This is a genomic window from Pseudomonas sp. 8(2025) (assembly GCF_052665325.1).
Genome location: NZ_JBQOIE010000002.1, coordinates 445,910 through 459,795, shown reverse-complemented (window position 1 = coordinate 459,795; position 13,886 = coordinate 445,910). Strand labels below are relative to the sequence as shown.

Annotated in this window: 13 protein-coding genes; 6 read left to right on the top strand and 7 right to left on the bottom strand. The window is 64.1% G+C overall.

The features are described 5' to 3' along the window. Nucleotides 1–66 precede the first annotated feature (66 nt). The 5 genes from ACUXVH_RS05950 to ACUXVH_RS05930 all read right to left on the bottom strand — a co-directional run bounded on the left by ACUXVH_RS05950 (nt 67) and on the right by ACUXVH_RS05930 (nt 4,310). On the bottom strand, nt 67–1,275 hold the full coding sequence (locus tag ACUXVH_RS05950; protein ID WP_065364816.1) for a methyltransferase: 1,209 nt from the start codon (nt 1,273–1,275) through the stop codon (nt 67–69). Nucleotides 1,276–1,323: 48 nt separating this feature from the next. Then, the gene (locus ACUXVH_RS05945) at nt 1,324–2,013 is read right to left on the bottom strand and encodes an ABC transporter permease (RefSeq protein ID WP_047283531.1); all 690 of its coding nucleotides are present in this window, start codon (nt 2,011–2,013) and stop codon (nt 1,324–1,326) included. Beyond that, nucleotides 2,013–2,705 (bottom strand): ABC transporter permease, encoded by a 693-nt coding sequence (locus ACUXVH_RS05940; protein WP_047283532.1) that lies wholly within the window; start codon nt 2,703–2,705, stop codon nt 2,013–2,015. The genes ACUXVH_RS05945 and ACUXVH_RS05940 overlap by 1 nt, the downstream gene beginning before the upstream one ends. A 65-nt stretch (nt 2,706–2,770) precedes the next feature. Beyond that, nucleotides 2,771–3,523, bottom strand: a complete 753-nt coding sequence (locus ACUXVH_RS05935; RefSeq protein WP_047283533.1) for an ABC transporter substrate-binding protein — start codon at nt 3,521–3,523, stop codon at nt 2,771–2,773. A 13-nt stretch (nt 3,524–3,536) separates the two neighbouring features. Next, nucleotides 3,537–4,310 carry an ABC transporter ATP-binding protein gene (locus tag ACUXVH_RS05930; RefSeq protein ID WP_011058719.1) on the bottom strand — a complete coding sequence of 258 codons (774 nt, stop codon included), beginning with the start codon at nt 4,308–4,310 and terminating at the stop codon, nt 3,537–3,539. A 565-nt stretch (nt 4,311–4,875) separates the two neighbouring features. Here ACUXVH_RS05930 and gabP point away from each other — a divergent pair. The 3 genes from gabP (at nt 4,876) to ACUXVH_RS05915 (ending at nt 9,164) form a co-directional block, all read left to right on the top strand. Further along, entirely contained in the window at nt 4,876–6,267 is a 1,392-nt protein-coding gene (gene gabP, locus ACUXVH_RS05925) for a GABA permease (RefSeq protein WP_011058720.1), read from the top strand. Between the two features lie 187 nt (nt 6,268–6,454). Beyond that, a complete protein-coding gene (locus tag ACUXVH_RS05920) occupies nt 6,455–8,485 on the top strand; it encodes a DKNYY domain-containing protein (protein WP_065364817.1) in 2,031 nt (676 codons plus the stop codon). Between the two features lie 358 nt (nt 8,486–8,843). Next, nucleotides 8,844–9,164, top strand: coding sequence for a hypothetical protein (locus ACUXVH_RS05915; RefSeq protein ID WP_011058722.1), 321 nt, complete (start codon nt 8,844–8,846; stop codon nt 9,162–9,164). A gap of 82 nt (nt 9,165–9,246) precedes the next feature. On the opposite strand, the gene ACUXVH_RS05910 is transcribed toward ACUXVH_RS05915, so the two are convergent. Beyond that, nucleotides 9,247–9,657 carry a hypothetical protein gene (locus tag ACUXVH_RS05910; RefSeq protein WP_041115261.1) on the bottom strand — a complete coding sequence of 137 codons (411 nt, stop codon included), beginning with the start codon at nt 9,655–9,657 and terminating at the stop codon, nt 9,247–9,249. Between the two features lie 259 nt (nt 9,658–9,916). On the opposite strand from ACUXVH_RS05910, the gene ACUXVH_RS05905 reads away from it, so the two are divergent. Genes ACUXVH_RS05905 through gltS form a run of 3 tightly spaced genes read left to right on the top strand, consistent with a single transcriptional unit; the run spans nt 9,917 to nt 12,860 of the window. After that, complete coding sequence (locus tag ACUXVH_RS05905) at nt 9,917–10,642, top strand: IclR family transcriptional regulator (protein ID WP_019093890.1); 726 nt, start codon at nt 9,917–9,919, stop codon at nt 10,640–10,642. 18 nt (nt 10,643–10,660) lie between these two features. Beyond that, nucleotides 10,661–11,599: a formimidoylglutamase gene (hutG, locus tag ACUXVH_RS05900; protein WP_065364818.1), complete on the top strand. Its 939-nt coding sequence runs from the start codon at nt 10,661–10,663 to the stop codon at nt 11,597–11,599. A 52-nt stretch (nt 11,600–11,651) separates the two neighbouring features. After that, nucleotides 11,652–12,860 carry a sodium/glutamate symporter gene (gene gltS / locus ACUXVH_RS05895; RefSeq protein WP_065364941.1) on the top strand — a complete coding sequence of 403 codons (1,209 nt, stop codon included), beginning with the start codon at nt 11,652–11,654 and terminating at the stop codon, nt 12,858–12,860. Here gltS and ACUXVH_RS05890 read toward each other — a convergent pair whose 3' ends face one another. Further along, the gene (locus tag ACUXVH_RS05890) at nt 12,861–13,838 is read right to left on the bottom strand and encodes an alpha/beta hydrolase family protein (protein ID WP_041115266.1); all 978 of its coding nucleotides are present in this window, start codon (nt 13,836–13,838) and stop codon (nt 12,861–12,863) included. Nucleotides 13,839–13,886: the final 48 nt, after the last annotated feature.

Sequence of the window (13,886 nt, the reverse complement as noted above, 5' to 3'; positions counted from 1 at the left end):
TCATGGGCTTTCATTGAATTCCATCAACAGACTTATCCACAGGTCGCGACAGGCCGTCGCAGGCTCTCAACGCTCCGCCAGAAGCAGCAGATTGCGCGGGGTCAGGTGCGCAGGGCAGAAGGTGCCCAGGCGTACCTGGTAGCCCTGCTGTTGCAGAAACAATGCCCGGTCCAGCACCAGCCACAGTTCCAATGGCCGGCGGAACAGGCCGCGCAGCAGTTCCAGGTTGCGCACCTGGGCCAGGCGCTGCCAGCCGGCGGCTTCCAGTGCCGGCCAGTCTGGCTGGCCCACTGTGGATAACTCCTTGAGCGCGGCAAGGTCGCGGCAGTAGTCGGCGAAGGGCTTGTCCAGCCAGTGGCTGGGCAGCGACGGGGTAGACAGGTATTCATCGACCCCGCGCACTTGCCGCTGCAGCAGGTCGAAAGCCAGGCGGCGGGCCATGGAGCTGTCGCGCTGGCGCCGCACCCGGGCGCCGGCGGTGACGGTTTCGCTCATGGGCAGGGCCAGGTCCTCCAGGGACAGTTGCAGGTGTGATGCCTGGGCCGCTGTGGATAACCCCTGATAGTGGCTGGCGCTGGTGCGGTTGTAGCAACAAGGGGCAATGGCCAGTTGTTGGCAGCCGTTCTGGCTGGCCAGCTGGATCAGGCGCACATGCAGGTCGCCGCAGGCGTGCAGGGCCACTGGGGTGTGTCGGGCATCGAGGTGGCGGTCGGCGTCGGCGGCCAGTACATCCTGGTGCAGGTGCCGGGCAGGCAGGCCGTGGTGCTGGCTCAGCTGCGCGCCGCTGGTCACCAGCGCCGGATCGTATTCCAGGCAGGTCAGTTGTTGCCCGGGCTGCAGCAGGCGCCGCCCCAGGTGGCCCTTGCCCGAACACCAGTCGAGCCAGTGCTCGGTTGCCCGGGTGAAGTGCAGGCGGCCGGCGAAGGCTTCGATCTGCTGCCATTTGCGCCCGGGGACGTCGACACTGAGGCGCTGGCGCAGGGGCGGCAATGCCTGGCCGGACCATTCGGCCACGGCAGACAGGGCCCCGGAGCGCGCGGCCAATTCGCCGAAGGGGGCGGGTGCCTGGAGGTGTTCCGGGTGGTTGTGGGCAGCCTCGGCGTCTTCCAGGGTGCGCTGGCGCAGCCACTGGGCGAGTTCCGGGTAGGAGGTTTCCCAGGGCAGCTGCAGATACTGGAACGGACGGGGCCGCCAGAGATCCTGGTGTTCAAGCAGGAAGCCGTCCAGGGCCTGGAAGCGATCGAGCAGCGCGGGGCCTTGGAGGATGACGGGCATGGTGTCGAGTCCGGGGCAGGCCCGCTCCCTGGCGGGAGCGGGAGAGGGTCAGCGTCCCTGGCAGGCGTCGACCCGCAGCCAGCGTTCCAGTTGGCGGAAGGCCTGGACCAGGATGAACGACATCAACAGGTAGAACACCCCGGCGGTGAAGAACATGTCCACCGTCAGGTAGTTGCGGGCGATGATGGTGCGCGCCATGCCGGTCAGCTCCAGCAGGGTCACGGTGCTGGCCAGGGAGCTGGCCTTGAGCATCAGGATGACTTCGTTGCTGTAGGCCGGCAGGCCGATGCGTGCCGCCCGTGGCAGGACGATGTAGAACAGCGCCTTGGGCCTGGACATGCCCAGGGCCCGCGCCGCTTCGATTTCACCGGGCGGAATGGCCTGGATTGCGCCACGCAGGATCTCGGCGATATAGGCCGCGGTGTGCAGGGTCATGGTGGCGGTGGCACACCAGAACGGATCGCGCAGGTAGGGCCACATGAAGCTCTCGCGCACCGCGTCGAACTGCGCCAGGCCGTAATACACCAGGAACAGCTGCACCAGCAGCGGCGTACCGCGAAAGAAGAAGATGTAGGCGTAGGGCAGGGCGCGCACGTACCAGAGCTTGGACGAGCGGGCGATGCCCAGCGGGATGGCCAGCAGCAGGCCGAGAATCACCGCGATGCCCACCAGCTCCAGGGTCAGTGTCGCGCCCTGGATGAACTTCGGCAGCCATTTGTAGATGACTTCCCATTCCATTACGTCGTCCTCACAAAGCCGCGGGCGGCGCGTTTTTCCAGGAAGTGCATGCCGATCATGGCCAGCACGGTCAGGCCCAGGTACATGACGGCCGCGACCATGTAGAAGGTGAACGGGTGCTTGGCGAAGGTCACGGCGTTCTGCGCGTTGCGCATGATTTCTTCAAGACCGATCACCGACACCAGCGCGGTGTCCTTCATCAGGATCATGAACAGGTTGCCCAGGCCCGGCAGGGCGATGCGCCACATCTGCGGCAGGATCAGGCGGCTGAAAATCCGCCACTTGGAAAGGCCCAGCGCGGTGCCGGCCTCGCGGTGGCCCTTGGGGATGGCCAGTATCGCGCCGCGAAACACTTCCGTGGCATAGGCGCCGAAGCACAGCCCGAGGGCGATCACCCCGGCAAGGAACGGGCTGAGGGCCAGGTCGGGGTTGCCGAAATGCTCCCCCAGCGCGTTCATCGTATTCACCGTGCCCAGGTAGATCAGCAGCACCCACAGCAGTTCCGGGACGCCGCGCACGATGGTCGAATAGGTTTCGCCAAGCCAGCGCAGCGGCTTGTACGGGGAAGTCTTGGCCAAGGCGCCGAGCAGACCGAGCACCAGCCCCAGGCATAACGCCGAGAGGGCCAGCTTGACGGTCATCAGCGCGCCGGCGGCGAGCGCCGGGCCGAATCCGAAGAGATCGATATTCATGGGGTCTGGATGGCTTTGCTAAGGACCGGCGCCCAGGGGGTGAGCGCCGGTCAGGCAAGTCAGTATCAATAGATGCTGAACGGGAAGTACTTGTCGTTGATCTTCTTGTAGGTGCCGTCGGCCACGATTTCCTTCAGGGCGGCGTTCAGCCTCTCGCGCAGTGGATCTTTCTTGCGCACGGCAATCCCGATCTTGTCGCTTTCCACCATTGGCTCGCCCTTGAACTCATAAGGCTTGCCCGCGTCGCTCTTGAGCCACTCGTAGTTGACGTACTTGTCGGCCAGGATCGCGTCCAGGCGGCCGGAGGTCAGGTCCAGGTAAGCGTTTTCCTGGGTGTCGTAGAGCTTGATGGTGATGTCGTCGCCCAGGTTGTCTTCCAGCCAGGTGCCGGCCAGGGTCGCCCGTTGCGCGCCGATGATCTTGCCCTTGAGCGAGGCCTTGTCGGTCTTGAAGTCGGTGTTGGCCTTGGGCGCGATGAACTGCAGCTTGTTGGAGTAGTACGGGTCGGTGAAGTCCACCGCCTGCTTGCGCTCATCGGTGATCGACAGCGAGGAGATCAGGAAGTCGAACTTCTTCGCGTTCAGGGCCGGGATGATGCCGTCCCAGTCGGAGGTGACCACGGTGCACTCGACTTTCATCTTGGCGCACAGGGCGTCGCCGATGTCCTTGTCGAAGCCGACCACTTGGCCGCTGGCATCCTTGTTGTTGAACGGTGGGTAGGCTGCTTCGATGCCCATCTTCAGGGTCTCGGCGGCAGCGCTGGCGCTGAAGGCCAGGGTGACGGCAGCGGCCAGGAGGATTTTCTTATAGCTCTGCATGCGTGTAGCTCCGTTAGCGGTTGCTGGACATGAATTGTTTGCAGCGTGCCGAAAGCGGGTTCTCGAAGACCTGCTGTGGCGATCCTTGCTCTTCTACCAGACCCTGGTGCAGAAACACCACTTCGCTGGAGACCTGACGGGCAAAGCTCATTTCGTGGGTGACCAGCAGCATGGTGCGGCCTTCTTCGGCGAGGGCGCGGATCACGTTGAGGACTTCCTGGACCATTTCCGGGTCCAGGGCCGAGGTCGGCTCGTCGAACAGGATGACTTTGGGTTGCATCGCCAGGGTCCGGGCGATAGCGGCGCGCTGCTGCTGGCCGCCGGACAGTTGTGCCGGGTAGGCGTGGCGCTTGTCGGCGATGCCGACCTTGGCCAGCAGCGCCTCGGCCACTTCGATGGCCTCGGCCTTGCTCTGGCCCAGCACCCGGCGTGGCGCCTCGATGATGTTGTCGAGCACGCTCATGTGCGGCCAGAGATTGAAATTCTGGAAGACGAACCCGATTTCGCTGCGCAGGCGGTTGATCTGCTTGCCGTCGGCGGCTACCAGCTCGCCGTTTTTCGCGGCCTTGAGCTTGAGCTCTTCGCCGGCCACCAGGATCTGGCCCTGGTGCGGGTTTTCCAGCAGGTTGATGCAACGCAGGAAAGTGGACTTGCCGGAGCCGGAGGAACCCAGGATCGATATCACGTCACCGTCGCGTGCGGTCAGCGAGATACCCTTGAGTACCTCCTGAGTGCCGTAGCGTTTGTGCAAGTTGCGGATTTCAAGCGCGGGCGTGGCCTCAGCCATGTGCGGTCCTCATTGAGTTCATTGTGCTCCTGCTGTTGGGCGGCCTTCCTGGCGAGGCGCCAAGCTAGCATAGGGTTCCAAGCGCAGCCAACAGCGCTACCGGAGGTAAACAGACGGTGTGTGGCAGGTTGTCGCATCAGCACAGAAGACTGTCGCCCCATCAACAACCGAACGCCTGTTTGAACCCTGGATCCGCCTGAAATCCGGTAGGTGTCGCGTAAAAAAAGGCGCGATGGTGCCAGCTTTGGCCGGGTGTTGGAAGGGTTAACGGGCCAAAGGTCATGGATCTGCACTCTAATCGCTCATCGGCTGCTTTTCGGGTGTGTTTTTGGTGCGTCATTTCGTCCTGCAAGTGAGTCGGCCGGTAACGAAATGGCGAAATGCCATTGTTCTCAATGACTTGGGATTTCCATCGGTCGGCTCGCCAACCCTTGTTGCCCGGGGTTCTGTAACATTTTGGCGCAATTCTTGCGTGCGATATAAAGAACGCCCTGTTGGATTCTTTTTACGAGAACGAATGCAGACCGGGTGGAGTTACTCTTTTTTCGTTGCAAAGGTGCTTTTCATGAGCGGTACGCAACTCTCCAATGACCTCGAACAGGGGCTCAAACCGCGGCATGTGACCATGCTGTCGATTGCCGGCGTGATCGGCGCAGGCCTCTTCGTCGGCTCCGGCCACGCCATTGCCGAAGCCGGCCCCGCCGTGCTGCTGGCCTATGCCGCCGCCGGCACCCTGGTGGTGCTGGTGATGCGCATGCTGGCGGAAATGGCCGTGGCTTCGCCGGACACCGGATCGTTCTCCACCTACGCGGACCGCGCCATCGGCCACTGGGCCGGTTTCACCATCGGTTGGCTGTACTGGTGGTTCTGGGTGCTGGTGATTCCCCTGGAAGCCAACGCTGCCGCGACCATCCTGCATGCCTGGTTCCCCAACGTGGCGATCTGGGTCTTCACTCTGGTGATCACCCTGCTGCTGACCGCCACCAACCTGTTCAGCGTGAAGAACTACGGTGAGTTCGAGTTCTGGTTCGCCCTGATCAAGGTGGTAGCCATCATCGGCTTCGTGATCCTCGGCCTCGCCGCCATCTGCGGCCTGCTCCCCAACAGCCAGGTCAGCGGCGTATCGCATCTGGTGGACACCCAGGGCTTCATGCCCAACGGCATGGGCGCGGTACTGGCCGCCATGCTGACCACCATGTTCTCCTTCATGGGCACCGAGATCGTCACCATCGCCGCGGCGGAATCCCACAACCCGGGCAAGCAGATCTCCAAGGCCACCAATTCGGTGATCTGGCGGATCGGCCTGTTCTACCTGGTATCGATCTTTATCGTTGTGGCCCTGGTGCCGTGGAACGACCCGAGCCTGGCCCAGGTCGGCTCCTACCAGACCGTGCTCGACCGCATGGGCATCCCCAATGCCAAGCTGATCGTTGACCTGGTGGTGCTGGTGGCCGTGACCAGTTGCCTGAACTCGGCGCTCTACACTGCCTCGCGCATGCTGTTCTCCCTGGGCAAGCGTGGCGATGCCCCGGCCGCCGCCAAGCGCACCAACGCCAGCGGCACGCCTTACTGGGCGGTGATCCTGTCCACCGCTGCGGCCTTCCTCGCGGTGTTCGCCAACTATGTCGCTCCGGCGGCGGTGTTCGAATTCCTCCTGGCCAGCTCCGGCGCCATCGCCTTGCTGGTGTACCTGGTGATTGCCGTCTCGCAACTGCGCATGCGCCACAAGCGCATGGCTGCCGGCGAGAAGATCGCCTTCCGCATGTGGCTCTTCCCGGGCCTGACTTACGCTGTGATCGTGTTCATCGTCGCGGTGCTGGGCATCATGCTGTTCCAGGAAGAGCACCGGGTGGAGATCCTCGCCACTGGCCTGCTGAGTGTCATCGTCATCGCTGCCGGCCTGATGGTGGCCCGTCGGCGCAAGGCCGAGCGCAATGGTGCCCTGGCACTGAACTGACGGTTTGCTCCGCTCTTTATGAAAAGGCCGCGCTCAGAAATGACCGCGGCCTTTTTCATGTCCGGATGCAACTTGGGGGGGGCTGCTGGTGGCGGGCAGAGGCTCGCTCGTGGCCTGGCGACGGGGCGCTTTACCCACCCGGGGCGCCTGCTGATAATCCGCCACTCGGTTAGCTTGGGATGCAGCGATGAAAGACCTGGATATGGATGATGCCGAGTGGGAACTGCTCGACCTCGAATGGCATCAAGGGTTCGCCTTCGTGGAAGGGGCCCTGTTGGTGGAGGAGCGAGCCCGGGACGTGTACCTCATGCTGCAGCGTGAAGGGCGGACCCCGGCTGAGCAGGCTTGCCAGGCCGCGACCGAGCAATTCCCGGCTTCCCCCCTGGTAGAGGGCGAGCCGCTCTGGCGACATCGTGTTCATCGGCACCTGCTGCGTGATGTGCGGGCCGATTATTATGCGTTGCCCCGTTACTTCGCGCGTTATGGCTACCACCCGTTGCAAGCCTTGCCGGTGCGTGTGTGTCGGGGCTTGCAGAGCCTGGGCCATGACCATTGGCGTGATCAGTGCCGTGCCTACTTCTGTCATGACTACGGGCAGGAGGTGATCGACGGCGCGCAGCCTGAGCGCCTGGCGCTTGTGCACCCGGTGCCAGAAAACTGGCCTGCGGGGTCGGTGCTGTTCAGTGATGGGGACAAGGTCTTCCTTGGCGCCCGGGCGATCGCCAGCGCGGAGCAGCAGGTACGCGGTACCAACCATCCGGCTTATCAAGTGATCAGCGGCCAGGTCTGCCGGGGCGGCGTTGTGCTGCATCAGAAGGACGGTTCGCCGTTGCCGATTGCCAATCCGGATGGCTTCCAGATGTTGGCCTGGCGCTGGGGTACGGATGGGCATTCGGTGATCGTCCAGGCGCAGCAGGGCTCGAGCATCGCCTATGAGTATTTCTACCGCATCGACAACGTCGATCTGGCGACTTTCAGCGTGCTCAACGAGCGCTACGCCAAGGACGCACGGCGGGCTTATTACCTGACCGGAAAAACCCTGCGCTATGTCGGTGACTTCCGCCTGCTGAACCGTGTTCAGTCGGTGTTCGATGCCGGTGGCCGGATCTTGAGCCAGAGTGAAGCGGCGGACCCGTACTTTGCCGTGGACGATCAGTTCGTCTACTGCAATGGCACCCGCCTGCGTGGTGCCGATGGCCCGAGTTTCCGTCACCTGGGATTCGACTACTACGCTGACCGGCATCGCGTCTACCGGCGCAGCAAGCCGCTGGACGTGGATGTAGAGAGTTTTGTGGTGGCCCAGCTGGAGCGTGGCGAAGGCAACTATTCGCCGTTGCTGGTGGGTGACAGGCACGGCCCGCTCGGTTCGGATGGGGTGATCGATGACGCCATGCTGCAAGAGTGGTCGGCGTACTTCGAGGCGCATCCGCAGTTGCAAGATTATTGGTGGCATCGCTTGCAGGCACCATCGGCGTCAACAGCCCAGGCCTTGCGTTCCATCGGCTCCGGGTTCGAGCTGGGGAGCCAGGTGCACTTCCATGGCCGCCCCATCAATGGTCTGGATGCCGGTAGTTTCAAGCTGCTGGACACACACCTGTGTGGCGACGCCAATGGCTTGTATCTGATCCCCTTTCATCGCGCCGAGACCCGGGTGCCGGAGCGATTCTCTTCGGCCTGCGCCGATCATTACCGTGCCCTGGGCGGCCCGTACCTGACCGATGGCCAGAGGGTTTTTTGCCACAGTGTCTTTTATCAGGTGCCCGAGCCTATGGCCAAAGCGGATCTGGCCAGCTTCGAGTCATGCGGGCATGGCTGGGCCCGGGACAAGGGGGCGGTGTATTACTACGGCGCAAGAAAGAAGCCCCTCGACCCGGCGCACACTCGCGTCATGGGCAGCTACGCCTTCACCGCGACACTGATGTTTGCTGCCGGCAAACCGCTGGAGGTGGAATTCAGCCCGGAGGAGGTGATGGTTCCTCATCCGGACTTTCTGCAATTGGGCACGCGCAAGCTGTTCTGTGGCCGGCGGCCGGTGAGTGCCAAGCGCATCGACCTGGCCAGCCTGGAGTTTGTCGCGGACCGCTATGCTCGCGACAAACAGCGTTTTTATCAGTACGACGGCTACGCGACACTCAGCGAAATCAGCGCCGAGCAGTACCACCAGGCACTGAAGAAGGCCCCGGCAGGGGACGCCGGCTCTGAGAGTTTGGCGTTCTGAAAGGCAAAAAAGGCTGCCGTCAGCATTGACGGTGGCCTTTTTGCTGGATTTGTGACTTGTTACATGGCGTTTCATGGACAGCCCGCTGGCGAAATAGTAGCCTGCGCGCTCTTCGATAAGAGCTCTTGCGTGCCAGCGTGAGAGGAGCTATGGAATAGCGCTGTATTGCAAGGGATTGAATGCTTGTCGGGGCCCTGAATCCGCCTTCTGCCTCTGTCCCTTGTTCCCTGCGTAGCCGCCATGGTTCCTGAGTGTCAGCGCCTGCCTGACAGTCCCGGCTCGAAGAACGAGCATTCAGGGTTCAATGGTGATCGCCCGGCCATTGGTCCCTTAAAGAAAGGGCGGCAAGGAGACGCGCATGGCGTTCACTAAAATCATCTTCAAAAACCCGAACACCGGAGCCATCAAGGAAGCGCCAGTCGGTTTCTCCTGGACCGTGTTCTTCTTCGGCTTCATCCCGGCACTGTTCCGCGCCGACTGGAAATGGGCCGCCATCATGTTCCTGCTGGCCATGTTCACCTTCGGCCTGAGCAACCTGGTGTTCATGTTCATCTACAACAAGCTGTATGTACGCGACCTGATCGGCGCAGGCTTCAAGGCCCAGTCCATCGCCAGCGGCGACCTGAACTTCGCCAGCTCGCGCATCGGCATGGAAATCCCTCGGCTGGAAGCTGCCTGAGCATCACGCCAGGCTGTTTAGCTGAAACGGAAAAGGGCGCATTCATTGCTGAATGCGCCCTTTTTTCATGCCCGGAAGAAACTCAGCCTTCGGCGCTGAACAGTGCCTGGGATGCGGCCATGTAGTCGGCCTGGAAGGCCTCGGACTCGATCCAGGCCAGGGCCGTGGCCTCGTCGGCCTCGGTGGACCAGTTACGGTATTCGATCAGCGCCGCAAGGATGAAGTCCGTGGCGCCCTGTTCGCCCTCCTGCTCATAGACCAGTTCCAGCAGCGGGTCCGAGAGGAAGGCCGTGCACAGCGCCTGCTGGCTGGTTTTCTCGGCGTCGCGCATCTTCACGAACAGCTCGGTCAGGTCCACCGATTCGAAGTCGATGCGGCTGTCGTTGGGGTCCAGTTCCAGCTCCGAGGTCGGTGCAGTGCGCTTGGCGCGGTTCTGCTTGGCCTTGGCCTTTGCCCGGGCGGCACGTTTGTGTTGTTTGTCGATCGATGCCATGGGCGTCTTACCTTGTTGCGCAAAGGGGCGGCGCTCGCGGATTCGGGGCGAACGGCCGGTCAGGCGGGAAAGGATGCCAGCAAATCGCTGCGCTGGCACCCGCCAAGGCCTCAAGGCGGGTACCGACGATCCTGCATGGGCCGAGGTCCATTGCGGCGCAGCACCTGTGCCAAAGGTTTTTTGCAGCCTTTTCCCACTGCCTGGGAATCTGATTTCATTTGCCGGGAAACTCCATGCACCATGGCTGCAAGAGGCCGCTATGCACTACCACACGCCCACTGACCGTCTGCTGCAAATACTCGTGGCCCTGGGGCAATCCCCGGAGGCCATGTCTGCCAAGGAGCTGTCGCTGAACCTGCAGCAGCCCCTGAGCAGCACCTATCGCCACCTCAAGACCCTGCTGCGCTGGGGGCTGGCCCAGGACAATGGCCAGGGCCGTTACCTGCCAGGGCCCGCTTGCCTGCAACTGGCGAAGAAGTTCGACCGCGAAGGCCTGCTGGTGACCCTGGCCAAGCCGGAGCTCAACCGTCTGGCCGAACTCAGCCAGGAAAGCGTCGCGCTGATGGTGCCAAGCAACGGGCAGGCGATCTGCATCGAGCTGGTGGACAGCCCGCAGCCCTTGCGCTGCTGCTACCAGAAAGGCCTGGCGCAGCCGCTGCTGCTGGGCGCCTCGGCCAAGGTGTTGCTGGCCTACATGGAGCCTGAGCTGTGCTTGTCGATCCTGCGCCAGCAGGGCGTTGAGGAGGCGGATTTCGCCGCGCACCTGGACAGCTACGGGGCCATTCGCGCCGCCGGGCATGCGGTGAGCCTGAGCGAGATCGATCTGGGCATCTGGGGTGTCAGCGCGCCCTTGCTGGACAGCCGTGACCGCTTGCAAGGCGCCATCAGCCTCATGGCCCCGGCGTTCCGCGCCGAACAGCGCAGTGAGCGGCTGATCCGCTGGACCCGCGAAGCGGCCCAGCGCCTGAGCGCCCGACTGGATTGAATTGACTGGAGCAAGACCATGATCAGCACCGCCCCCATGCACCTGTGGCAGGGTCGTATCGACCTGGCCGAAGGCCTTGCCGCCCGGCGCTGGCACCAGTGGGTGCAGCCCTGGGCCGAACAGCAGCCGGCGGGTATCGCCTTGCTCGGGCTGGCCTGTGACGAGGGGGTCAAGCGCAACCAGGGGCGCACCGGTGCCAGCCAGGGCCCGGCAGCCTTGCGCGCGGCCCTGGCCAACCTGGCCTGGCACGGCACCGGCCCGCTGTACGACGCAGGGGACGTGACCTGCACCGACCACCACCTGGAAAGCGCCCAGCAGCGCTACGCCGAGCGCCTCGGCCTGTTGCTCGAACAGGGGCACCTGGCCCTGGGGCTGGGCGGTGGTCATGAAATCGCCTTTGCCAGCTTCAGTGGCCTGGCCGATCACCTGCGCCGCCAACAGCCCTGCCCGCGCATCGGCATTCTCAATTTCGATGCTCACTTCGATCTGCGCCATGCGCCGCAAAGCAGTTCGGGCACGCCGTTCCGGCAGATCGCCGAGTACTGCCGGCAGGCCGGCATGCCTTTCGAGTATTGCTGCCTGGGGGTCAGCGAGTTGAGCAACACCCAGGCGCTGTTCGAGCAAGCCCGGGAGCTCGATGTGCGCTACCTGCTGGACCGGCAGATGCAGGGCTGGAACCTGCCGGCAGTCGAGGCCTGCCTGGACGCTTTTCTCGACGGTATCGACGTGCTCTACATGACCCTGTGCCTGGATGTGCTGCCAGCCAGCCAGGCTCCCGGCGTCAGCGCGCCCTCGGCCCACGGGGTGGATGTGCAGGTGGTCGAGCACCTGGTACGCCGTGCGCGGGCCAGCGGCAAATTGCGCGTGGCCGACTTTGCCGAACTCAATCCCGGGCTCGACCAGGACCAGCGCACCGCCCGCGTGGCCGCGCGTCTGCTGGCCAGCCTGATTCACTGAGGGGCATGCCCCTCGCCGCGCAACACCACAATGACAAGAAGAGATGTTTGCCATGCCGACTTTTGAATTGGACGCGCTGACCACCCTGGCGCTGGCCCTGATCCTGCTGGGGGTGGGAGCCCAGCTGAAGAAACGCAGCCGCTGGCTGACCCAGCTCTGTGTCCCGGCGCCGGTGATCGGCGGTTTCGGCTTTGCCCTGATCGTCTGGCTGCTGCGCGATCAGCAACTGCTGGCGATCAAGCTCGACACCGCGATCCAGACGCCCTTGATGGTGGCGTTCTTCACCACGGTGGGCCTGGGGGGCAGCCTCGGCCTGCTGCGTCGTGGCGGCAAGATCCTGTTCGTCTACCTGGGGGCCTGCTGGTCCCTGGCGCTGCTGCAGAACCTGGTGGGGGTCGGTGCCGCCAAGGCGCTGGGCATCGACCCGCTGCTGGGCATCATGGCCGGTGCGGTGTCCCTGGAGGGTGGCTTTGGTGCGGCGGCGGCCTTTGGCCCGATCGCGGAAAACCTCGGGGCGGTGGGGGCCACCACGGCGGCCCTGGCCTCGGCCACCTTCGGCATGGTTGCCGGCGGCTTGCTGGGCAGCCCGCTGGCGCGCTGGCTGATCGAGCGCAACCGCCTGCAGATCCAGGCCGATCAGGTCAGTACCCTGCAGCACCTGGAAAACGCTGCCCAGGGTTCGGTGGCGCCTTTGGATGCGCCGACCCTGCTGCGCCTGCTGACCTGCATTCTGCTGATCATGGTGCTGGGTTTCTGGATCGGCAGCGCGCTGAACGAGCACCTGGGCATCGTCCTGCCAAGCTACGTGGGGGCGATGTTCGTGGCGATCATCCTGCGCAATCTCAATGACCGGGCGCGGATCATCGACATCCCCGACAGCGCCGTGAGCACCCTGGGCGACGTATGCCTGGGGGTGTTCCTGACCATGGCCATGATGAGCCTGAAGTTCTGGGAACTGGAACAGCTCGGCCTGCCGCTGCTGGTGATCCTGGTGGTGCAGGTGCTGGTGATGGTGCTGCTGTGCGTGTTCCTGCTGTTCCGCCTGTTTGGCGGCAACTACGACGCGGCGGTGTTGTGTGCCGGCTTCATGGGCCACGGCCTGGGGGCCACGCCCAATGCGGTGGCCAACATGGGCGCGATCTGTGATCACTACAAGGTCTTTTCCTACAAGGCCTTCATCATCGTGCCGCTGTGCGGTGCGGTATTGATCGACATCGTGGCGATCCCGCTGATCACCTGGTTCATCAACGCCTTTGCCTGATCAGCGCCCCGGCGTCAGCTCTTGCCCCGGGCTGTTCGGGGCCGGGCTTGCGTGCTGCAGCCAGTGCAGCAGCAGCGGCCAGAGCCGGCTTTCGAAGCGGCTGTGGAAGAAGGCGAAGTGGCCGATCTCGACCTCACCGATGTCCTCGGGGCGAATGCGCCAATGGGTGCGCGTGCTGTTGTCGAAGTAGCCCAGTAGCCGCTCGATGGCTGCCACGGTGCCAAAGGGGTCGTCGCTGACGCTGATGGCGAGGATCGGGGCGCTGACCTGGGCGAAGGGCTGCCCACTGCGCTCTGCGGCCAGCCTGCGGCCGCTGGGGCGGCCTTCGTAGCGTGGGTGCGGGGTGGCCCAGTCGCGGACCACCCCGGCGGGGGTGTCTTCCATCCAGCCCAGGCGCTTGCCGGGGAAGTAGCCGTACAGGCGGGTCAGCAGGGGCATCAGCACATGCCACTTGCCCAGCATGCGCCAGCGCTGGGCGGGCACGTAGTCGCGCCAGTAGGCGAACTGCGCCCCCATGGTGGCCGCGCGGCGGATCACCCCGGCGGAGGCCGCCAGGCCCAGGGCGCAGCCGCCGAAGCTGTGGCCCACCACGTCGATCGGTTGCCCGGGAAACTCGCGCCGGGCGCGTTGCAGCATGGCTTCGAAATCCAGCGCGCCCCAATCCGACCAGGATGCCTTGAGCCCCTTGAGCGAGGCCGGGCGCGACTCGCCGATGCCGCGGTAGTCGTAGGTCATCACGTCGAAGCCGTTGGCGAACAGGTAGTCGGCGAAGCGAAAGTAATAGCGGCAGCGCACCGAGGTCGCGGCGTTGATGATCACCACTGCGCGCGCCGGATCGGCTTGCGCGTGGCGCCAGCTGAAGCCGCCAAGGCGGAAACCGTCCGCCGCCACTTCGCTGAAGCGTTCACTGGGGCCGGGCGCCGGCTCGGCAGTGGCGGGGCGGGCGGCAGGCAGGTCGGGCGAGGACAGCAGGGACATGGGCGGTTGTTCCTTGGCGGCTGTAACGGGCCGGAGCGACCCCTGGCG